Source organism: Gemmatimonas aurantiaca (assembly GCF_037190085.1).
Classification (GTDB): Bacteria; Gemmatimonadota; Gemmatimonadetes; order Gemmatimonadales; family Gemmatimonadaceae; genus Gemmatimonas; species Gemmatimonas aurantiaca_A.
This window is the reverse complement of record NZ_JBBCJO010000003.1, coordinates 46,685-68,711: the sequence shown is the minus strand read 5'-3', so window position 1 is coordinate 68,711 and position 22,027 is coordinate 46,685. Positions and strand designations below refer to the sequence as shown.

Below are 22,027 nucleotides of genomic sequence, written 5' to 3'. Positions count from 1 at the left end.
TGGGGCGGAAACAGCACGGATAACTACGAAAACATCTCGTTGTTGATCCGTGTAGTTTCCGCCCCATCCGCGCAATCCGTGGCAAGGCTGTTTGTTGTGGTCGTTGTCGCGGACTCGCCCTACGTCGCCTGCGGGAACCAGAGCGAGAACGTCGTGCCTTCTCCCAACGCGCTGGTCACCGTGATGCGTCCATTCGATTGGTCCATGATACGACGCACCATCGCGAGACCAAGTCCGGTGCCTTTTCCGGGTGCCTTGGTCGTGAAATAGGGTTCGAAAACCCTGGCCTGAATCTCCGGATCCAGGCCAATACCGGTGTCGGTCACGGCGATCAGCACCTCTTCCCCTGCGTCCCGCGCGGTGATCCGCAGCGTACCGCCGTGCGGCATGGCATCGCGCGCGTTGAGGGCCAGATTCAACAGCGCCTGCTCGAGACGACTGCCGTCGACGGATACCATCGATGGCGATTCGACTTCGATGAACAGACTGACGCGACGGCCGAGCAGCGGACGCAGCAACGTTTCGAGCCGGCCAAGGACGGTCCGGACATTGGCGCGGCCGGAGGAGCCGGACGATGCGCCCATCGCCACCGGAGGCGTGTCGGCCGCCGTCGCCCGGCCAATCGTGAGCAGGGCGCGCAGCGTGCTGGTGGCTCGTTCGCCGATCACCTCGATCTCCTGCAGCGCCGCATGTCCTTCATGGTCCAGTGGCTGATCTCGCAACAGATCGGCGGAACTCGTCATCACCTGCACGATGTTCGCGAGGTCGTGCGCCATGCCGGTCGCGATCGTCGCTTTCACTTCACGTAACTGCAGCGCCTCGGCCTCCTCACGCGCCCGCCGCAGTTCCTCGAGCCGCTCTTCGGCCGCTTGACGGGCAACGCCGTAGATGCGCAGTGTCGAAATCGACACCGAGGCGCAGTACCCCAGAGCCGAGATCGCCATGAGCGCGGTGACGATCCGGTACGGCATCGGACGGTCTCCCTCGCCCGAGGTCGGTGGCATCCACCCGATGGCCTGCAACACGATCCCGATGATCGCACACAGCGCCAATCCGGCGAGGGCAACACCCGTGGTGCGCGGGCTGCGGAAGAGCACGATGAGACTGAGCAGCAGCGCGATCATCGCGATGTTGAGCGACCGGGGACCACTGGAAAGGAGTGCAATGACCGCGATGATGCCGAATGCCAGCAACGCCGCCGTGGCCCGCAGTGTCGCCGGACGGCTCGGTGCAGGCCGGAGAAACCATCCCACCAGTGGCAGCAGTATCAATGCCGCCGTCAATGGTGTCTGAAACGTGACTCTGGGAAAGTAGAGCGCCAACGAGAACGCGAGCCCCGGGCACCAGAACCAGAGGATCATGCGGGAGAGCAACAGCAGTGACGCAGCCTGTGCTTCCGCGAGCGGGTCCCTGGTGGTGGATGCCATCGGCGCGGAATGGGCGAGGAGTCAGGTGGTGGGCTGGTGCAGACTTTCCACGAAGCGTGGCGCGAAGAGCGCGTCGTGCGATCGGCCATGCGGGTCCTGACGCATTCTGATGGCGTTCACCATCTCCAGTGCGCTGGGGTGTTCGGCGGGGAACGTGGCTTCACTCGTGCCGAGCGGCGTGACACGATCGCCCCATCGCACGAGCAATGCCCCGTAGGTGAGCCCGCCCCCGAATCCCGGCATCAGCAGGAGACTGCCGGGTTTCACGCGTCCTTCTTTCAACGCATCCACCAGGGCCACCGGTACCGTGGCGGCACTCATGTTGCCGTACCGCTGCACAGTGAGCATGACCCGGTCCATGGAAACGCCGGCATACTTCGCCACGGCTTCGATGATGCGCAGGTTGGCCTGGTGCGGCACCAGCAGATCGATGTCGTCCGCGCTCACGCCCGCCTGTTGCAGCACCCGGGCGCAGGCGTCGCTCATGCCGTGCACCGCACGCTTGAAGATGGCCTGTCCATCGAAGTCCCAGATGGTATCACCATACGTGACCTCACCACGCGCGTAGTCACATCCCATGCCGCGCACCCGCAGCGTCTGCCGGGCTTCGGCATCACAGCCGAGGACCGTCCCGATCACGCCGCTTGGCGTGTCGGAGGCTTCGAGCACCACGGCGGCGGCACCATCGCCGAAGAGCACGGCCACGTTGCGGTTGCTCCAGTCCATGAACTGGCTGATGAGTTCCACGCCGATCACCAGCGCATTCTTCACCATACCCGTCTGGATCATGGCCGTGGCACTGGACAGGCCATAGAGAAAACTCGTGCATGCGGTGTTGAGATCCATCGCCGCCGCGCGTGTCGCCCCGAGCGCCAGCTGCACGCCCGAGGCACAATTGGGCACCTGTTCGTCATTGCTGCAGCTGCCGTACACGATGAGCTCCACGGCATCCGGCGCGAGTCCGGCGCAGGCGAGTGCCCGATGCGATGCGATCGTCGCCATCTCGATCGCAGAGACATGCGCGATGCGACGTTCCTGCATGCCCGTGCGCTGCACGATCCATTCGTCCGATGTGTCGAGGAAGGTGGACAGATCGGCGTTCGAAAGGACGGCGGGTGGGAGTCCTTCACCCCAGCCGGTGATGGCGGCGTAACGGGCAGGCGTCATGGAAAAGACGGAGGGGATGGCAATCGCAGGTATCCCTGTGGAATGGGTCCTGGATGCGGAGGCGGGATTGAGAAAGCCTACCGGTCCCGCAGCGGATCGCAAGACGTCTCTTCCATACCGGTGTCCGCCAGGTCATCCCGTCAACTCATCCCGATCATGCCGCGGGCTCCGGTAACACGTCGAGCGCATGACGTACGTCACGGCAGAGGTCCTCACCGTGTTCGATACCCACCGAAAGACGCAGCAGACCGTCACGGATCCCAGCGGCTTCCCGCGCCGCGGCATCCATCGATGCGTGTGTCATGGTGGCCGGATGCGCCACGAGACTTTCCACACCACCGAGAGACTCAGCGAGTGTGAAGCACCGCAGTGACTGGGTGAGTGCGCGCGCGGCCTCCAGGCCCCCGGCGAGTTCGAAGCTCAGCATGGCGCCGAACCCATCCTGTTGCGCCACGGCGATGGCATGTCCCGGATGCGATGCGAGGCCCGGATAGTGTACGGCACTCACCGCGGGATGTGCCTGCAGAACATCGGCGATGGCGCGGGCATTGGATTCGTGCTGGGCCAGGCGCGGGAAGAGCGTGCGCACGCCGCGCAGTGTGAGATAGCTGTCGAACGGCGCACCGGAGAGACCGAGGCAGTTGGACCAGAACTCGAGTGTGTCCAGTACGGCGGGATCTTGCGCGATCACCGCGCCGCCCACCACATCGCTATGCCCATTGAGGTACTTGGTGGTGGAATGCACCACCACGTCCGCGCCCAGGGTCAGAGGGCGTTGCAGGGCCGGCGACAGGAAGGTGTTGTCCACCACGCAGAGTGCGCCGATGTCCCGGGCCACGGTACAGATCGCACGGATATCGGTGATACGCAGCAGCGGATTGCTGGGCGTTTCGATCCATACCATCGCCGGCGCGTGCAGCCGGATCTCCCATTCACCCTCCGGCCGTGTCAGATCCACCAGATGCAGTGTGAACTGGCCCCTGGTGGCGAGCGATTGCAGCAGGCGCCATGTGCCGCCGTAACAATCATGGGCGCAGACCACCGTGGCACCGGGGGGTACGAGCTGCAGGGCCAGTGTCACAGCGGCCATGCCACTCGCCGTGATGACCGATCCGGCACCCTCTTCGAGTTCGGCGAGGGAGTCGGCCAGGATCTGCCGGGTGGGATTACCGCTGCGGGTGTAGTCGAAGCGACGCTTCTCGCCGAAGGCGGGAAACGAAAAGTTCGACGAGAGATGCAGTGGCGGAACGACCGCGCCATGCGCCCGGTCGGTGTCGATGCCGGCTCGCACGGCCCGGGTACGATGGGAGGCGCTGGCCACGATCGGGGCGTGCAGCGAGACAGACATGGGAACCTCGTGAATGGGTGAATGACGAGGTCCCAAAACAAAAAACCCGGCTCGCCGCCGGGTCTTCGCGTTTTAGCACCTTGTTTAACGTGGCGGCAATAAGCGGCAAATGACCACGTGCGGAGCAGGGGCACTTCGGTTGTCGTGCGACTCGGTGTCGAATCGCTTTTTCAGGTTAGCGAAAATCGGTGGCTGCCGTCAAGTGGCGTTCGTTGGGAACGTGTTTGATGGCCTGCCTGATAACCTGCCTGATAATCTGCTCGCATGTGAACGACCGCGAGCTCCACCTTGACAGGACGATCCGGTGCGCATTACGGTGCCATTCATGCGGTCATCCATGCTGCTCCGAGATTTCACCTGCTGTTGTCCCCGCTGTCGTGCGCTGCGTTGTCGTGCAGAGCGCGTCGGGGGCTTCGTGATGTCCGGATCTTCGTAACCGGTACGCGTTTGTGCGTACCGTCGCGGCTTCGGCGCCCGCCCCTCGTGCGAGGGGCGGGCGTTTTTCATAGGCCCTCGCATGTGTTCACCTCCATCAGGGTGGTTCCATGTCGGTGTTGGCCTCCATTGCGCTGCTGATCGGCAGCAGCGTCTCCTCTCCACCTGCGCAACCCGTCGAACGGGTGCAGTGGGTCGTCACCCGTGTCACGCGCGCCGCGCGGGGTGATACGCAGTTCGTGCAGATCGGCGCACGGATCGATCCGGGTTGGCACGTCTATTCGCTCACGCAACAACCCGATGGGCCGTTCCCGCTGCGTGTGACGAGCGCAGCTTCGGCCACGGGCAGCTCCATCTGGTCCGTGGCGGGCACCGTGAAAGGGCCGGTGCCTGAGCGCCAACCCACGTCACCATTCGGCATTCCGGTGGAGTGGTACAGCGGCGCGCCGCAATTCTCCGTGCCACTGGTCGCGACCGCCGGCGTCGGTGCGACAGGAGGGGCCGGCACCTCCACGGTCGTATTGCGCGTGCGCTATCAGGCCTGCAGCGACACGCTCTGCCTGCCCCCCAGGACCATCGAACTCTCAACGCGGCTTGCCGCACGGTGACGTCATGACACAACGAACGATTCCGGGAAAGACTCCGGGAAAGATTCTGGCGGGCCTTCTTGTGACCGTTGGCGCATGCGGTGCATCCGGCGCACCACTGCATGCCCAATCGGCCGTGCCACCGCTGTCCGGGCGATGGGAAGGGACACTGCACTACGACTCCCTCACCGTCACGTTTCCGCTGGCGTGGACCGGAACCGGAGCATCCCGGCCGGCGCATCTGGCGTTCTACAACGGCACCGATTCCATCACGTCGACGGCCGTGCGTGTCGTGCCACAGCGCGCCGGCCGGTCGATCGCGGCCGTGGGCGACTCGGTGATCGTCGAGTTCGCGCATCTCGCGTCGCGATTGCGTGGCACTCGGACCGCCGAGGGGTTCGAGGGGTGGTTCGGCAATCCGCGTCGTCGTGATTCCGTGCGTGTGACCGCACGTCCGGGCGCGGCGACGTCCGCACCGGCGGTCGGTCCGGTGCCATCCATTGCCGGCACGTGGATCTTTCCGGTGGAGAGCTCCAAAGGTGAACGCGCGTGGCGTTTCATCGCGCAACAGTCGGGAGCCCAGGTCACGGCCACCATCCTGCGGGTCGATGGTGATGCGGGTGCACACACGGGCACGTTTGCCGATGGACGGTTCACGTTGTCGCACTTCGATGGCACGCGGCCCGGCCGTCTCGACGTGGAGCCCAACACGGATGGTTCCCTCACCATCGTGCAGCGTTCACCACGCGGAGCCGCGCGCAAGTATGTGGCCTGGCGTGACGCCGATGCACGGGCGCGCGGGCTGGCCGAGCCGGCCGATGTGGCCACACACACCTCGGTGCGCGATGCCCATGAGCCGTTCGTGTTCGACTTCCCGGATGTGACAGGTGCGCGGGTGACCAATCGTGATGCGCGGTATGCCGGCAAGGTCGTGGTGGTGAATGTCACCGGCACGTGGTGCCCGAACTGTCACGATGAAGCGCCGTTCCTGTCGTCGCTGTATCGCAAGTACCGCGATCGCGGGCTGGAAGTCGTGGCGCTCGATTTCGAAGAGGCCGAGGAGCTGTCCGATCTTTCCCGTCTCAAGGCCTTCGTGAAGCGTTACGACGTGGACTATGCCTACCTGGTGGCGGGCGAGCCGAAGGAGGTCACTTCAAAACTGCCGCAGGCCGTGAACCTCAACACCTGGCCGGCCACGTTCTTCCTGGGACGTGACGGGACGGTGCGGGCGGTGCGCACCGGCTTCGCGGCCAAAGCGAGCGGGGTGCACCACGAAACGCTGGTGGCCGAATACGAGGCCATCGTGGAGGGGCTGCTCGAGGAGCCGGTGACGGGCGCGACCGGGCGGTGATCGTCGAAGGGACGTACGCGATGGCGCATATGAGGGCGGCGGAGTAGTGTGACGTATGGCCCATCTCTACTCCGCCACCATCGAGTGGTCGCGCGGTGAGGCGCGATTCACCGACAATCGCTACAGCCGCGCGCATCAGTGGCGCTTCGATGGGGGAGCCGTCGTGCCTGCTTCGTCTTCACCGCAGGTGGTGCGCATTCCACTGTCCGATCCATCGGGCGTGGACCCCGAAGAAGCCTTCGTCGCCTCACTGTCGTCGTGTCACATGTTGTGGTTCCTGTCCATCGCCGCGGAGCGCGGCTGGACGGTGGACCGTTACCTCGACGAGGCCGAAGGCGAGATGGCAAAAAACGAACGGGGGCAACTCGTGATGTCCCGCGTGACGTTGCGCCCCGCCGTGCAGTTCGCGGGTGAACCGCCATCGGCCGCGGAAGCAGAGGCCGCCCATCATGAAGCACACGAGTCCTGCTTCATCGCGAACTCGGTGCGGACAAACGTGCTCGTGGAGCCGAAACATGGATCGTCGTGAACTGTTGAAGCAGGTGTTGATCGGTTCCGGTGTGCTGGCGGTGCCGCGCTGGGTGGCGGCATCGGAATTCGCCGGATCGGACAACACCTCTTCCGCCGCGGACTACCGGGCCGCGGCCCTCGCTGCCGAACGCTGGATCAGCAGCAGCGCACAGCGCGAAGGTGACACCGTGCGCTGGCCGGTGGATCCACGCAAACCGCAGGTCGTGGATCAGAGTCTCTACTCCGGCATGCCCGGCGTCGTGCTGCTGCATCTCGAATTGCATCATGCCACGGGAGACGCCCGTCACCTGCGTGAAGCGCAGGACGGGGCGCGGGCGCTCATCGCTGCATTGCCACGCCAGGGCGTGGGCGCCGGTGGCGCCGGATTGTACACGGGGCTCACCGGGATCGCGTACGTGCTGCAACTCGTGCAGGAGCGTGCGCCGTTTGCCGCGGGGCAGTTGGCGCTCGCGCAGATTGCCGGTCGTGTGCGTGATGGTGCCACGTGGAAGGGCGACGCGGCCGTGTGGCAGGACTCCACCGATATCATCTCGGGGACGGCCGGTATCGCACTGGCACTGACCTGGTTGCAGGCTCGCGATCGCGCACCTGGCTCACCCTGGCGTGACACCAACCGATTGTTGCGCGGGGCCGCACGCTCGCTGCTCGACGCCGGGGTGACGGAAGGCAACGGCACCAAGTGGGCTATCTCGCCCAGCACGCCGCGCCGTTATCCGAACTTTTCGCATGGCACGGCCGGCGTGAGCTATACACTGGCCACGTTGGCCATGCATCCGGCGCTCGCTGACGACCGGGCATTGCAGCAGGCGGCCCGCGCCGGTGCGCTGTCGGGGGCACGTTACCTGGACGGGATTACGACCGTATCGACAAGCGGCGCCAGGAAGATCTTTCATTCGGAACCCGGCAACGAGTCGTTGTACTACCTGAGCTGGTGTCACGGGCCGGCGGGCACCGCGCGTCTCTACCGGCAACTCGAACGCCTCACCGGTGACGCGACATGGCGTCGCTATCAGCCGGCGTTGTCCCGAGCGATCGTCGAGAGCGGCGTGCCCGAACAGTATCCGGATCGCTCGGGGTTCTGGAACAACATCTCGCAGTGTTGCGGTAACTGCGGTGTGGCGGAGTATTTCGTGGCCCGCCATGCCACGACCCGCAGTGCCGACGATCTCGCGTTTGCGCAACGGGTGATGGACGATGTGATCGCGCGCGCCACGCCCGATGCCGGAGGGCTCAAGTGGGTGCAGGCGGAGAATCGGGCGAGCCCTGAGGACACCGTCGCGCAGACGGGTTTCATGCAGGGGGCGGCGGGAGTCGGCGTCGCGCTGTTGCATCTCGAAGGCGCACTGCGTGGCCGGAAGCCGCTGGTGGTGCTGCCCGACTCTCCGTCGTGGGCGTGAGTGAACCGGTTGGTGTTCCGCAGCCCCGTGTCGGCGTGGCGGTCATCATCCGTCGCGGCGACCGCGTGTTGCTCGGACGACGGCGCAGCCGCACGCATGGTGACGGTGTGTGGCAGTTCCCGGGCGGACATCTCGAGTGGGGCGAATCGGTGCACGACTGTGCCCGTCGCGAAGCGCTCGAGGAGACAGGGCTCACTCTGACGGAAACGCACGACGGCCCCTGGACCAACGACCGGTTCCCCGCACAACCGGGGCAATCCGAACGACACTACGTCACGCTGTTCGTGATCGCCGAAGCACCCCATGGAGAAGCGGTCGTGCGCGAGCCGGACAAATGCGAAGGGTGGGAATGGTTTGCCTGGGACGCCCTCCCGTCGCCACGTTTTCTGCCCATCGAAAACCTGCTCACGCAGGGCTTCGTGCTGCCGGACCGCTGACGTTCGCCGTGTCGGCTATGCGTCACGGCTCCCGGCGGTTTCGAATTTCCCTATGGCACGATGACCGTGCGCACCGGCGCGGCATGACGGTCGAGGGCGTCGAGCACGCCGTTGATGGCGTCGGCGTCGAGGGGCACGGTGTTCGTGACCACGTGCCGCAGGTCGAGACGACCCGTCGAGGCCATGACCATCAACTCTTCGAGTTCGCTGCGCAGGTGATCGTTCGAACCGATCAGCTCCGCTTCACGGCCGATGATGTCGCGATAGCTGTCGACCGGCACCGCGATGTGGTTGAGGCCCACCACCACCGCGCGTCCGAGTGGTGCGAGGGACTTGAGCGACACCTGCACCGTGTCGACACTGCCGACCAGTTCGAGCGCCACGTCCACGCCACGCCCATGTGACGCCTCGCGCACGGCTGTCACGACCTCGTCCACCGTACGATCGGCGGCCGAGACGGATATCGCACCGAATTGCGCGGCGAGCGCCAGCTTTTGCGCGTCACGATCCACGGCGATCACCTGCGAGGCGCCGAGCCCTGTCGCGAGTTGAATAGCCGACATGCCGAGTCCACCGGCGCCGATGACCAGCACCGATTCACCGGGTTGCAGCCGTCCCTTGCGCAGCGCGTGCAGTGAGGTGGCAGACGAACACATCATGACCGCACCATGTTCGTACGGGACCGCATCGGGCAGCGGCACGGCATTCCAGGCCGGCACCACGATGTATTCGGCCCAGCCGCCGTCGGTGAAGTGCCCCAGCATCAGTCCCGTCCGGCAGAACTGCTCACGGCCGGCCCGACAGTCGGGGCATGTGCCGCAGATGACGAGATAGTGCAGGGCGACCCGGGTTCCCACCGGCAACCCCGTCACGTCCGCGCCGACCGCCACCACGTCCCCCGCAATTTCATGGCCGAGCGTCAGAGGCAGCGGGTGCACCGGTGAACGGCCACTCCGATAGTGCGCATCCGAATGGCAGATGCCGGCCGCGCGCACCCGTATCAGCACATCCCGCGGCCCGCACGCGGGGATCGGGATCTCCATGAGGGTCACGGGCGCGCCGGGCGCGCTCATCCGGACGGCGCGCATCGTCTGGGCAGTGGGGGCGTTCATGCGGCCAAGGTAGACGGCCGATTCACGGGGCACAACGACCGGTCTCCGGCGGGCGCTGCGAGGGACGGCACGACGGCGACACGACGGCGGCACAGTGGGCGACACGACGAACGACACGATGAACGACACGGCCCCACCACGGGGCCAGCATACTGACGGCCCGCGGTCACGGGCGCCATGTTGTCGGCATGCCCACTTCCCGCAAGAAGACCAAGCCCGTCACCACCTGGCACATCGCCCTGTTGCGGGGAGTGAACGTGGGTGGTGGCAAAAAAGTCCCCATGGCCACGTTACGTGAGATCGCCGAGTCCCTGGGGTTCGAGGAGGCCCGGACACTGCTCAACAGCGGCAATCTGGTCTATCGCACCAGCATGACCCCCGCCGATGCGGAACGGACACTGCACGAGGCCATTCTCACGGCGTTGCAGATCGATACCACCATCTTCGTGCGCACACCGGAAGAACTGCGCCGGATTCTCGCCGAGAATCCGCTGCATGAGGAGGCGCTGGCCGAACCGTCGAAAGTGCTGGTGACCGTCTGGACCCGCGACACGACCACGGCGCATCTCGCGCCCCTCGCCGACGCATCCACGGAGGATGAGCGGTTCGTCGTGGGCCCGCGGGCGGCATACCTGTGGTTCCCGCAAGGCATCGCGGCGAGTGTGGTGTACGAAAAGGCAGCCCGACCGCTCGGCAATCGGGTCACGGCGCGCAACTGGAACACCATGCAGAAGTTGCTGGCGCTGACGGACGACACGGCCGGTGCGTGAACGAGGCACGAGGCACGAGGTGCGTGGTTCAATCGTGGGTCAACCATGAATCACCGTAAGGCGGTCCTGAGTCGATCATGAGGCGGCGCGGGTGGCGTTCCATGGGCATGGTCGCGATGGCGGCCGGCGTATTCCTCGGTTGCTTCAATCGCAATGCCCTGGTCCTGCCGGACCGCGTTCTGCAGCATGAGACACGCGAGTCCACGGAGGTCATCGTCAGTCACGGCGACGACGTGCGGATCGATGTCTATCGGCCGGACACTCCGGGACGACATGCCACCGTGCTCCTGCTGCATGGATCGGGAGGGATTCACGGGCTGGGGACGCAGCAGGTGACGCGGTATGCGCGCACACTCGCGGCGCTCGGACAGACGGCCTTGGTGGTGCACTATTTCGATGGCACGGGCAATTTCATCGCCGACGAAGAGGCGGAGCAGGAACACTACTGGCGCTGGGTGGGCGACGTGCGGGCGGCGATCACGTGGGCCGATTCGCAGTCCTATGTGAACCCCCGACAACTGTCGGTGCTGGGTATTTCCCTGGGCGCATGGCTTGGGGTGGGCGTGGGGGCGGTGGATGCGCGTGTGCACCGGCTGGCATTGGTCGGGGCTGGGCTCGAACCGTTCCTGGCCGATTCGCTGCGTCGCGTGCCGCCCATGCTGCTGCTGCATGGCGGTGACGATGAAGAGGTGCCGGTGCAGGAAGCCCGGAAGCTGCAGGCCGCCGTTCAGCGTGCCGGACGACGGGCGCAGCTCGTCGTGTACCCCGCCGAAAGTCATACCCTGGGCGACTCGGCGTCGACCGATGCGTTGTTGCGCGCGACACGGTTCTTCCGCAGTCGCCATTGAGTGCCGCAGATTTCCCGCATGCGCACTCCGACACTCTGGGCCGAGACCGATTCCGCCGTGTGGCAGCAGGCACTCGACCGGTATCCCGACGTCATCGCGCAGCAGCCTGCGCCGCGTCTCGTGGAGCTGGATACATGGTATCGTGACGTGCTCACGCCGATCGTGCAGGCGCGCACGCCGCGCCGTGTCACGCACGAAGAACTCGTGCGTATCACCGAATGGAAGATGACACGCGGTGTGTGGCGCGGGCCGAACCTCACACTGGTGCGCGGCAATGCACCCGATGCGGTCGATCAGGCCGGCATGACCGCCGCGGACCATCTCGATCAGCTCACCAGGGCGATCGGTGCGTATACGGCACTGGCCGGGGTGGGACCGGCCACCGCATCGGCGGTGCTCGCCATCGTGGATCCCGATCGCTATCCGTTTTTCGATGAACTGGTGGCGAATCAGATATCCGGACTCGGCCCCGTGGCCTGGAGTGTCAGCTACTATCGACGATACGTCGACGCCATCGTAAAACGGGCTACCGGGCTGGGAGCAGCATGGAACGCCGTGCTGGTGGAACGCGCACTCTGGGCAAATGGTGCGGAGCACGCGGGTGCGCATGATGATGCCATGAACGATACCGCGCGGTGAGCAGTACGGAGCACGTCGACGCGGTCATCTGCGGAGCAGGCATCGCCGGTGTTGCGGTGGCGCATGCGCTCTCCGTGCAGCACGGATGGTCGCGTGTGACGATCGTCGACGATCAAGCACCGCTGTCGCTCACGAGCGACAAGTCGACCGAAGCGTACCGGAACTGGTGGCCCGGTCCCGACGATGCGATGGTGCGTCTGATGAATCGCAGTATCGACCTGCTGGAACAGTGGGCGGACACCAGCGGCAATCGGTTCCATCTCAATCGACGCGGCTATCTGTATGCGACGGCTGATCCGGAGCGGGCGCGGCAGATGGAGAGGGATGCCCACCGGGCGTCGGTGCAGGGCGCCGGCGAGGTGCGCGTCCATCGGACCGTGCAGGAGAGCGAGGCGTATCGTCCGTCCGACCATCGCGGGTACCAGGCACACCCGACCGGTGCGGATCTGTTTTTCGATCAGTCGGCGATTCGCCGGCAATTTCCGTGGCTGGCGCCGGATATCCGCGCCGTGCTGCATGCGCGTCGATGCGGATGGTTCAGTGGGCAGCAACTGGGAATGTCGTTGCTCGAACAGGCGAAAGCATCCGGCGCTTCCCTGGTGAGTGGTTGCGTCGTCGGCGTGGACACCACGCAGGGGGACGTGACCGCCATACACGTGCGGGATGCGCATGGTCATGATCGGCGCATTCAAACACCGGTGTTCGTGAATGCCGCCGGACCATATGCCCGCGAGGTCGGACTGCTGACGGGCATGGACCTGCCGCTCTTCTCGGAGCTGCACTGCAAGGTGGCCATCGAGGATGTGCATGGAGTACTGGACCGGAACACGGGGCTGGTGATCCTCGACGATGCGCAGCAACTGGAGTGGACGGACGAGGAGCGCGAGGCGCTGGCGTCACAAGCGGACACGGAACGATTCACTCTGCCGATGCCGGCCGGTGTGCACCTGCGCCCCGAGGGGTACGGCCACGCACGGACTGTGCTGATGTTGTGGGACTATCACGGCGATCACCGTTTCGATGCGCCGATCTATCCCTTGCCGGTCGATCCGTACTATCCGGAGGTGGTGCTGCGCGGCATCACGAAGCTGGTGCCGGGATTCTCCCGGTATCTGGATCCTCTGCCGGCCATGTCGGTGGATGGCGGCTACTACACGAAGACCATCGAGAACCGGCCGGTGATCGGCGCCAGTGGCGCACGGGGGGCATTCGTGTGCGCGGGGTTCTCCGGATTCGGATTGATGGCGGCGCCGGCGTCGGCCGAACTGCTGGCGGCTCTGATCACCGGCGCACCGCGTCCCGACTATGCATCTGCATTCAGCCCCGCGCGCCATGACGATCCGGACTATCGGGCCCGGATCGCCACCTGGGGCAGCACGGGGCAGCTCTGAACTGCTGAGTTACTGCCGGAGCGCGCCCTTCTTCACCTGCGCGTCCATCATGCGCAGCAGCTCCTGATTGCTCCACGGCTGCCAGCCGTGCGGCTTGAGCGGACGGCCGTATTCGAACTTGCCGGCGTAGTACGGTCCCTTGCCCGGCTGTTTCGTGCTTTCGAGGAACGTTTCGAAGCGATAGACGCCGAGGTTCAGGAAGTAGTTGTCCATGTCGCCCACGGCCACGTGGATCTTGCCCACGAGCTTTGGGCCGATGGTGGACCAGTTGCGTTCGACGTAGTCGCGCAGATCGTAACCTCTGGCTCGCATGGCTTCGGCCACACTGTGGTCGATCACGCCGGTGCGTTTGTCCCAGAGTGGCTTGGGGTACCCGTCGGCACCGACCGGCGCCCATGCCGCCTGCCAACCGTCCCATTGTCCGCCGGAACGTCCTTTCGTGGCGATGACGAGTTCGGCCTGGTTCTCCTCGCGCATGCTGAGTTCCATCATGCCCTCGGGTCCACGGCTCGAGGGGATTTCCCGCGACAGCCAGGCGCCGTCGCGACGCTCGAAGGCATTGGAGTCGGCGTAGATGTTGCCGAACTGATAGTTCCGGAAATCGAGCTGATCGGGATAGAGCGACCAGGCGCCGCCGAAGACGTCGGGATAGTGGACCTGGAGACCGAGCACGTCCCATCCGCCGGTGGAGCCGCCGGTGAGCGTGCGGGCGTGGCCCGACGCGATGGTGCGATAGCGACGATCGATCTCGGGGATGATCTCCTTGGTGATCACGTCGCCATAGGGGCCGTTGTTGGCCGAGTTGAGCGCGTAGCTGTCGTCGTAGAACGGCGTGGGATGCTGAATGAAGACCGCGATGAATTCGGGGACCTTGCCCGTGGTCCAGGCCTGCTGGAATTCACACCCGGTTTCCCGGGCGCTGCGGGCCAGACGCGTGGCGCGCGCTTCGGCTGATTCGGGCCGGTCACATCCGTCGAAGGTGAAACCGAACGGCGCCCGCTCGCTGAAGTGCCCGATCGTGTACACCACGGGATAACGCTTCGCGCGGTTCTGCGCATATCCTCTGGGCAAAAGCACCACGGCGCCCACGGTCATGTCGTGATTCCAGAAGGCGCTGGCGAGCTTCGATGTCATCGTGAAGCGCTGCACCCATTCGGTGTCGGCGATCTTCTTCACGGGCGGCAGCACCCGATCGACCGTGAGCGCAATGCGCGCATTGCCATCCACGCGCACCTTCTGCACGCCGCTCACGATGGCACCGGGCGCGTCGTTGAAACGCTGACCTTCCCACTGATCCATGTGCGCCCAGATCGTGTGGCCGTCGGCCCGTGCGAACTTCGTGTAGGGCAGGATCATCCCCTGCACGAAATACTCGCCGGCGGGCAGTTCCCGGATCGATGCAAAGGGAAATCCCAGCGTCGACGGGTCGATCGTCGCCGAAGCGCCGGGAGCGAGTTGCTCGATGTCGACGCCGAGAAACTGTTCACTGCCGCGACGTGCACCGGCCTGCAGGCGCGGCTCGGTGCGGTCCGTGCGGGCGATGAAGACGAAGGCCCGCCCGGTGATGGGGCCGGCACTGGCGCTGGTGGGAAAGGAGACCGTGAAGGTCTGGGCCGCGATCGGCGGTGAGGACAGCCCGAGGCCGAGAGCCGCGAGCGCCATGAGGGTTGGAGTGCGCATACCACAATCTACGCACGGTCATCTCAACACCAGGTGACAATGGGGGTACTATTGGCCCATGCGCATTCTCTTTCTCTCGCTTTCGGCGATCGTGGTGCTGGCGATCGCCGGTTTCTCCCTGGTGTGGCCGCCGATTCTCTGGGCCTACGTACTCGTGCTGCCGGCGATCGCCCGCGGTATCGTGGACATGCTGCAGACCAAGCAGGCCATCCGGCGCAATTTCCCGCTCATCGGGAATGCCCGGTACCTGATGGAGATGATCCGCCCGGAGATCAACCAGTACTTCGTGGAGTCGAACAGCGACGGCAAGCCGTTCAGTCGCAACGACCGCTCGGTCATCTATCAGCGCGCCAAGGGGGATCTCGACACGTTGCCCTTCGGCACGCAGAAGGACGTGTACGAAACGGGGTACGAGTGGATCAATCACTCCCTGGCGCCGGTTCACCCCGATCCGGAGCAGGCACGGGTGACGATTGGCGGAGCGGACTGCACGCAGCCCTACTCGGCGTCGATCTTCAACGTGTCGGGCATGAGCTATGGATCGCTCAGCAAGAATGCGATCCTGGCGCTCAACGCCGGTGCGAAGATGGGGAATTTTGCGCACAGCACCGGCGAAGGCGGACTGAGTCCTTATCATCTCGAACCGGGCGGCGACCTGGTGTGGCAGATCGGCACGGGCTATTTCAGTTGCCGCGACAAGCAGGGGCGTTTCGATCCGGGCGCCTTCGCCGAGCGTGCGACACTGCCGAATGTGAAGATGATCGAGATCAAGCTGTCGCAGGGTGCCAAGCCCGGACATGGCGGCATTCTGCCGGCGGCGAAACTCACGCAGGAGATCATCGACATCCGTCATGTGGAACCGGGGCACGATGTCATCTCTCCGCCGGCGCATTCGGCGTTCGGTACGCCGCTCGAGATGGTGCAGTTCATCAGGCAGCTGCGTGAGCTTTCCGGCGGCAAGCCGATCGGTTTCAAACTGTGCGTGGGCAAGCGTCACGAGTTCCTCGGGATCGTGAAGGCCATGCTCGAGACGGGCATTCTCGCCGATTTCATCACGGTGGACGGTGGCGAGGGCGGCACGGGTGCCGCGCCGATCGAATTTTCCGATTCGGTGGGCACGCCGCTCAACGAAGGGTTGTCGTTCGTGCACAATGCGCTGGTGGGCACGGAACTGCGCGACCGCATTCGTGTGATCGCGTCGGGCAAGGTCAATACGGGGTTTGCGATGGCCACGAAGGTGGCGCTGGGGGCCGACGTCTGCAATGCGGCGCGCGCGATGATGATCGCACTGGGTTGCATCCAGGCGCTCCGGTGCAACAGCAATGCCTGTCCCACCGGCGTGGCCACCCAGGATCCGGCGCTGGTGAACGGGCTGCACGTGGGGGACAAATCACATCGTGTGGCCCGCTATCACCGGGAAACCGTGAAGAGCTTCCTCGAGGTGCTCGGAGCGACGGGGCTGCAACGTCCGCGCGATCTCAAGCCGTGGTTCATCATGAAACGGGTGAGCGCGATGGAGATCCGCAGTTACGCCGACATCTATCCGCAGCTGGAGCCCGGGCAACTGTTCAGCAGCCCGGCGACGACGGGCATGTCGCGGGCGTGGGCGCTGGCGAGCATCACGCAGTTCTGACGTCGTCCCGTGATCGATCGTGTTGCGGTTCTGTCGTGCGGTTGTCAGCGCAGCTGTCAGCACGGTTGTCAGTGTCGATGCGTCGTGGTCGAGTCGGCGGTTGGTGCGGCCACGACGGACGGCCCCGGGGCCGTGCTCTCCGGGGTGTCCGACAAATGCTCCTGCACGATGACCCAGCGACCTCCCTGATTGCGCCAGAGCATGGTCCAGGCGCCGCTCACCACGTGCGGTGTGTTCAGCGGTGTGGTGTGCGGAATGCTGTAGGTCAGCGTCATGACCACGGCGTCGCGGGTGATGACGTCGACGTAGGTGGAGCCGAGGACAAAATGCGGATTGCGCATGTTCTGTCCCACACGATCCCAGAAGCCGCGTATTTCACCGGCCAGTGTGTCCCGCGTGGTGGTGACCCGTCCGGCGACTCCTGAAATGACCCGGCCACTGTCGGGATAGAGCGCGAGCAATCGCTCCGGCGCGCCGGGTCGCGAAAAGTCGTACGCCTGCACGACGAGCGCACTGAGGCTGTCGGCAATGGCGCGGCGCTCGGCGGCCGGGATCCGGGTGGGATCGGTGCAGGCGAGCAGCAGTGGAAGCAGGAGGGCGAGGGGTGAGAGGCGCACGTGGTCAGCGGGCGGCGGGCATGGGGGACATGGAGGGGATAGCGCGCATGGCGGACATCTGGGCGGGGGGCAAGGCTTGAGGGCCGCCTGCGGCGGCGATACCCGCAGGATGAACTGCTGGATAAATGCAGGATTTGTCCAGTGCGGGCGGCGGGGATGTCGCGCTGGTGACAGTCTGATTTTTTGAAATTGAACTGCGGAGAGTCACGGGCTTCATCCGACGCTCGTTCCTCCCGTAGTTCAATCCCTGAAACCCCACCTGTCCGTCACGCGACATCGCTGGCTCCCCACCCCGGACAGATCCTGCGTTTATCCAGCAGTTCATCCTGCAGGTATCGCGCCCGCAGGGCGCCCCTCAATCCTTGAGGTCCTCCCAAAGCTGGCCGAATGCGCGCGAATGTGTTTGTCCCCTCCAGAGACACTTGGTGTCCTCTGTATTGGACGTGTCGCCACGGCCTCAGAGGAGAACACGTCGCATCAGACATGGTGCGAAAATTGCACTATCGACCGATGGATCCGGCGTCTCAGACGTCTGGTCCCTGTCCGTTCCCCACTGCCGGCCCGGCCGGCACCCCATCGGCTTACCGGCCGGAGGTTTCCGTGCGCGCACTCATGCAGGTCTCCAGGCGGGAGTCGGATCCGCGGTCCGAGCGGCTTTTGGCGGGTCGGTCCGCGAGGCGACGCGCCTGGATCGCGCTGTTCGGAGCGTCGGCGGCCCTCGGCATGGCGGGGTGTGGTGGCGGCGAAGAGTCGGGCACGATGACGGCCGATCTCGAGCGCGATCTCCAGATGGCGGTCAACGCGCAGCGCCCACGCACGGCGGTGGTTTCGGCGATCGAGGGTGGTCGGCCCGGGGCGCCCAGCGGCAACCAGCGGGGACGGCGGGAAGCGGTGGCCACACCGCGTCAGGCTCCGCGTCCGACACCGCAGGCGGAAGAGCAGGAAACCGCCGTGGCGCCCACGGTGGATGAGACACCCGCTCCGGCGGTGGTGGTGGCCGAGCGGGTGGAGCCCACGCCGGCCCCGGCCCCTGACACGGCTGCGCATATGCCCTCGGCCGGTGGAATTTCCTATCCGACGGAGCGCGGGCCATCGGCCGGCGGCGTCATGGATGAAGGACGCGGAGAACGTGGCAGCGAGGGCATGGGACGGGGGCGTGGCGGCGGCATGGGCGGCGTCATCGGTGTCATCATCCGCGGCGGATCGGCCGGCGTGGACCATTGCGGACCCAACGATGGACGTCGTGGCCGGAACGGCGGCGCGACCACGGGCACGGTGATCGGTGGTGTCATCGGCGGGGTGATCGGGGGCGCCATTGGCGGCTCCATCGGTGGAAGCCGCTATCCGCGCTATTGACGCCGCCGTCTGAGCGGACTCTCACCGTCCGCCATCGGTTGCCATCGGTTGCCATCGGTTGCCATCGGGCGCCTTGCTTCGTGTCGGCGCGTGAGACTAGGCTTTTCTCACCATGACGCACGAGCAGACGCATTACGAACAACTGGGCGGGGACGCGGGCATCCGCACGCTGGTGGACCGCTTCTATGACCTGATGGACACCGCACCGGAGGCCGTCCACGTGCGGGCACTGCACGCGGCCAGTCTCAAGGTCTCGCGGCAGAAGCTGTTCATGTTCATGAGCGGCTGGACCGGTGGACCGCAGCTCTACGTGGAGCAGTATGGCCACCCGCGTCTGCGCATGCGGCATTTCCCGTTCGCCATCGCGGAGCGGGAGCGCGACGAATGGCTCTGGTGCATGGATCGTGCACTGGCCGAGCATGCGGCGCCCGAGGAGACCAAGAGTTTCCTGCGCGAGCGCCTGCACGCGCTGGCCGATCACATGCGCAATCAGCCCGGCTGATCGGTGCGCATCGTCGGCGGGAAGTTCGCGGGACGCAATCTCACCTCACCCAACGACTTCCGTGTGCGTCCCACGGCGGAGCCGGTCCGGGTGGCGATGATGAGACTGCTGCGCCACGATCTCGAAGGCGCGCGGGTGATCGACCTGTTTGCCGGCACCGGAGCGATCGGACTCGAAGCGTTGTCGCGTGGCGCGAAGTACGTGGACTTCGTGGAATTCCGTCCGGCAAGTCTGCATGCGCTCAAGGCCAACATCGCCGCGCTGCGGGTGAACGAGAAAGTGCGCGTGTACAAAAAGGACGCGCTGCCTTTTGCCGACGCATTGCCACCCGATCGGTACGATCTCGCGTTTGCCGACCCGCCGTACGAATCCCGCATGCTCGACCGGCTCATCGAGCGCTGGCAGCAGGCACCCTGGTCGACCATCCTGGTAGCCGAACATGCGCGCACGCATCAGCTTCCCAAGGCTGTGCGTCCGATCGTCGTCCAGCATATTCAGCTCGAAGACAGCGCCATCTCCGTGTATCGTCGCGGAGTCTCTCCGTCCGTCCCCGCCTTGCCATGACCACCCGGTTCCGTCGTCTCGTGGCCGCGAGCCTGCTGCTCGCCGCTCCTTCCCTCCCCGCGCAGCCGGCCCGTTGGGCACAACAGGCGCAGCGCGTCACGATCATCCGCGATCAATGGGGCATTGCCCACGTGTACGGCAAGACCGATGCGGATGCGGTGTTCGGCATGGTGTACGCGCAGGCCGAGGACGATTTCAATCGCGTGGAAACGAACTACATCAACGCGATGGGACGTCTCGCCGAAGTGGAGGGCGAGAAGGAGATCTGGCGCGATCTGCGCATGAAGCTGTTCATCGACACCCTGGACATCAAGAAGCAGTATGCGGCGAGTCCGGTGTGGCTCAAGGCCCTGATGAACGGCTTCGCGGACGGCCTCAACTACTATCTGCACACGCATCCGCAGGTAAAGCCGCGTCTCATCACGCGTTTCGAGCCGTGGATGGCGCTGACGTTCAGCGAAGGCAGCATCGGTGGTGACATCGAGTCGGTGAATCTGCGTGGCATCGAACAGTTCTATGGCGCACCCGGCGGGACCGGGGGTTCGGGGAGTGGAGCGGGCAGGGATGCCGACGCGGCCAATGGCACGAGCGACGCCGATGCTGCGTTGTCCCCGTTCGGGCAGGAGCCCGGCGGTTCCAACGGATTCGCCATCGCGCCCGGCAACACGACCAATGGCCACGCGCTGCTGATGATCAATCCGCACACGTCCTTCTATTTCCGCCCCGAGATCCACATGGCGAGTGAAGAGGGACTCGATGCGTATGGCGCGGTGACATGGGGACAGTTCTTCATCTACCAGGGCTTCAACAGCCGTCTGGGGTGGATGCACACGTCGGGTGGCGGCGATGTCATCGACGAATATCTAGAAACCGTCACGCCGAAGGGGACCGGCTTCACCTACCGGCATGCCGGCGTGGAGAAGCCCGTGACGGCGAGGCGCATCGTGTTGCCGTACAAGACCGCGTCGGGGATGCAGCGTCGCACGGTGACGGCGTACTTCACGCAGCACGGTCCGATCATCCGGTCGCAGAATGGCAAGTGGGTGGCGGTGGCGCTGATGCAGGAACCGCTCAAGGCGCTCCAGCAGAGCTATCTGCGCACGAAGGCGAAAGACTACGCCTCGTTCCGCAAGGTCATGGAGCTGCGTACGAACTCGTCGAACAACACCATGTACGCGGATGCGGATGGGGTCATCGCGTACTTCCACGGCAACTTCATCCCGAAGCGCAACGCCGGCATCGACTTCACGAAGCCGGTGGACGGCACCGACGCGAAGAACGACTGGCAGGGACTGCACACGCTCGACGAGATGATCACGGTGATCAATCCCAAGAGCGGCTGGATCATGAACACCAACAACTGGCCGTTCACGGCGTCGGGTGGTGACAGTCCGAAGATCGGCGACTGGCCGGTGTACATGTCGGCGCAGCGGGAAGACAATCCGCGTGGCGTGCATGCGGTGCGTGTGTTGCAGGGACGCAAGGATTTCACGCTGGATGGTCTGATCGGGGCGGCCTATGACAGCTATCTGCCGGCGTTCGAACAGTTGATGCCGCCGCTGCTGGCGGCGTACGATGCACTGCCGGCCGGCGATTCGCTCAAGATGAAGCTGGCCGAACAGATCGCGCAGCTTCGTGGATGGAACTACCGTTTTGCCGCGAATTCGGTGCCGATGGCGCTGGCCAATGCCTACGGTGAAGAAGTGTCCCAGGCCGCGGCCGCCCCGGCCCGCGCGGCCGGCACGCCGATGCTGGAGTTCGTGAAGACCAAGGCGCCGGCGGCGCTGGTGCTCGGCGCCCTGTCACGCGCGTTGGATCGTCTCACGCGGGACTTCGGCACCTGGAAGACCCCCTGGGGCGAGATCAATCGGTATCAGCGTCTGAGCGGGGCCATCGATGCGGGCTTCGACGACAACAAGCCGAGCATCGCGGTGCCGTTCGCGTCGGCCAACTGGGGATCGCTGGCGGCATTCGGCCAGACGGGCGCACGCACCACGAAGCGCATCTACGGCAATCGTGGCAACAGCTTCGTGGCGGCGGTGGAGTTCGGGCCCCGGGTGCGGGCGAAGAGTGTGCTCGCCGGTGGGGTGAGCGGCGATCCGTCGTCGCCCTACTTCTTCAATCAGGCCGAACGGTATGCGGCCGGCAACTTCAAGGACGTGAACTACTATCGCGCCGACGTAGAGCAGCATGCGACGCGCACGTATCGGCCCGGCAGCAAGTGAGTGAACGACG

General features: G+C 65.2%; 20 protein-coding genes. 14 read left to right on the top strand and 6 right to left on the bottom strand.

The genetic code is table 11. The features are described 5' to 3' along the window. Positions 1-119 precede the first annotated feature (119 nt). The 3 genes from WG208_RS04190 to metB form a co-directional block, all read right to left on the bottom strand. Entirely contained in the window at positions 120-1,427 is a 1,308-nt protein-coding gene (locus WG208_RS04190; protein WP_337170077.1) for a HAMP domain-containing sensor histidine kinase, read from the bottom strand. 21 nt (positions 1,428-1,448) lie between these two features. Next, the gene (locus WG208_RS04185) at positions 1,449-2,594 is read right to left on the bottom strand and encodes a ketoacyl-ACP synthase III (protein WP_337170076.1); all 1,146 of its coding nucleotides are present in this window, start codon (positions 2,592-2,594) and stop codon (positions 1,449-1,451) included. A gap of 154 nt (positions 2,595-2,748) precedes the next feature. Continuing rightward, positions 2,749-3,942: a cystathionine gamma-synthase gene (gene metB / locus WG208_RS04180; protein WP_337170075.1), complete on the bottom strand. Its 1,194-nt coding sequence runs from the start codon at positions 3,940-3,942 to the stop codon at positions 2,749-2,751. Positions 3,943-4,487: 545 nt separating this feature from the next. Between metB and WG208_RS04175 the strand changes: the two genes are divergently transcribed. The 5 genes from WG208_RS04175 to WG208_RS04155 all read left to right on the top strand — a co-directional run bounded on the left by WG208_RS04175 (position 4,488) and on the right by WG208_RS04155 (position 8,680). Further along, positions 4,488-4,985: a protein-disulfide reductase DsbD domain-containing protein gene (locus tag WG208_RS04175; protein WP_337170074.1), complete on the top strand. Its 498-nt coding sequence runs from the start codon at positions 4,488-4,490 to the stop codon at positions 4,983-4,985. 115 nt (positions 4,986-5,100) lie between these two features. Further along, positions 5,101-6,315 (top strand): TlpA disulfide reductase family protein, encoded by a 1,215-nt coding sequence (locus WG208_RS04170; RefSeq protein ID WP_337170073.1) that lies wholly within the window; start codon positions 5,101-5,103, stop codon positions 6,313-6,315. A gap of 55 nt (positions 6,316-6,370) precedes the next feature. Next, a complete protein-coding gene (locus tag WG208_RS04165; protein ID WP_337170072.1) occupies positions 6,371-6,844 on the top strand; it encodes an OsmC family protein in 474 nt (157 codons plus the stop codon). Further along, positions 6,831-8,243, top strand: coding sequence for a lanthionine synthetase LanC family protein (locus WG208_RS04160; RefSeq protein WP_337170071.1), 1,413 nt, complete (start codon positions 6,831-6,833; stop codon positions 8,241-8,243). The genes WG208_RS04165 and WG208_RS04160 overlap by 14 nt, the downstream gene beginning before the upstream one ends. Further along, entirely contained in the window at positions 8,234-8,680 is a 447-nt protein-coding gene (locus WG208_RS04155) for an NUDIX domain-containing protein (protein ID WP_345786960.1), read from the top strand. Before WG208_RS04160 ends, WG208_RS04155 begins: the two co-directional genes overlap by 10 nt. A gap of 50 nt (positions 8,681-8,730) precedes the next feature. Here WG208_RS04155 and WG208_RS04150 read toward each other — a convergent pair whose 3' ends face one another. Then, positions 8,731-9,792: a zinc-binding dehydrogenase gene (locus WG208_RS04150; protein ID WP_337170069.1), complete on the bottom strand. Its 1,062-nt coding sequence runs from the start codon at positions 9,790-9,792 to the stop codon at positions 8,731-8,733. Between the two features lie 188 nt (positions 9,793-9,980). Here WG208_RS04150 and WG208_RS04145 point away from each other — a divergent pair, with 188 nt between their 5' ends. The 4 genes from WG208_RS04145 (at position 9,981) to WG208_RS04130 (ending at position 13,440) form a co-directional block, all read left to right on the top strand. Then, entirely contained in the window at positions 9,981-10,562 is a 582-nt protein-coding gene (locus WG208_RS04145) for a DUF1697 domain-containing protein (protein WP_337170068.1), read from the top strand. A 101-nt stretch (positions 10,563-10,663) separates the two neighbouring features. Beyond that, positions 10,664-11,410, top strand: coding sequence for a prolyl oligopeptidase family serine peptidase (locus WG208_RS04140; protein WP_337170067.1), 747 nt, complete (start codon positions 10,664-10,666; stop codon positions 11,408-11,410). Between the two features lie 18 nt (positions 11,411-11,428). Continuing rightward, positions 11,429-12,049, top strand: a complete 621-nt coding sequence (locus WG208_RS04135) for a hypothetical protein (protein WP_337170066.1) — start codon at positions 11,429-11,431, stop codon at positions 12,047-12,049. Then, positions 12,046-13,440 carry an FAD-dependent oxidoreductase gene (locus WG208_RS04130; RefSeq protein WP_337170065.1) on the top strand — a complete coding sequence of 465 codons (1,395 nt, stop codon included), beginning with the start codon at positions 12,046-12,048 and terminating at the stop codon, positions 13,438-13,440. The genes WG208_RS04135 and WG208_RS04130 overlap by 4 nt, the downstream gene beginning before the upstream one ends. 9 nt (positions 13,441-13,449) lie before the next feature. On the opposite strand, the gene WG208_RS04125 is transcribed toward WG208_RS04130, so the two are convergent. Beyond that, positions 13,450-15,120, bottom strand: coding sequence for an alpha/beta hydrolase-fold protein (locus tag WG208_RS04125; RefSeq protein ID WP_337170064.1), 1,671 nt, complete (start codon positions 15,118-15,120; stop codon positions 13,450-13,452). Between the two features lie 58 nt (positions 15,121-15,178). Between WG208_RS04125 and WG208_RS04120 the strand changes: the two genes are divergently transcribed. Further along, positions 15,179-16,753 (top strand): FMN-binding glutamate synthase family protein, encoded by a 1,575-nt coding sequence (locus tag WG208_RS04120; protein ID WP_337170063.1) that lies wholly within the window; start codon positions 15,179-15,181, stop codon positions 16,751-16,753. Positions 16,754-16,821: 68 nt separating this feature from the next. Here WG208_RS04120 and WG208_RS04115 read toward each other — a convergent pair whose 3' ends face one another. Continuing rightward, positions 16,822-17,370 carry a nuclear transport factor 2 family protein gene (locus WG208_RS04115; protein WP_337170062.1) on the bottom strand — a complete coding sequence of 183 codons (549 nt, stop codon included), beginning with the start codon at positions 17,368-17,370 and terminating at the stop codon, positions 16,822-16,824. 600 nt (positions 17,371-17,970) lie between these two features. On the opposite strand from WG208_RS04115, the gene WG208_RS04110 reads away from it, so the two are divergent. The 4 genes from WG208_RS04110 (at position 17,971) to WG208_RS04095 (ending at position 22,017) form a co-directional block, all read left to right on the top strand. Next, a complete protein-coding gene (locus WG208_RS04110; protein ID WP_337170061.1) occupies positions 17,971-18,726 on the top strand; it encodes a hypothetical protein in 756 nt (251 codons plus the stop codon). A gap of 112 nt (positions 18,727-18,838) precedes the next feature. Further along, entirely contained in the window at positions 18,839-19,228 is a 390-nt protein-coding gene (locus WG208_RS04105; RefSeq protein WP_337170060.1) for a group II truncated hemoglobin, read from the top strand. A gap of 3 nt (positions 19,229-19,231) precedes the next feature. Further along, positions 19,232-19,792, top strand: coding sequence for an RsmD family RNA methyltransferase (locus tag WG208_RS04100; RefSeq protein WP_337170059.1), 561 nt, complete (start codon positions 19,232-19,234; stop codon positions 19,790-19,792). Beyond that, positions 19,789-22,017, top strand: a complete 2,229-nt coding sequence (locus WG208_RS04095) for a penicillin acylase family protein (RefSeq protein WP_337170058.1) — start codon at positions 19,789-19,791, stop codon at positions 22,015-22,017. The genes WG208_RS04100 and WG208_RS04095 overlap by 4 nt, the downstream gene beginning before the upstream one ends. Positions 22,018-22,027: the final 10 nt, after the last annotated feature.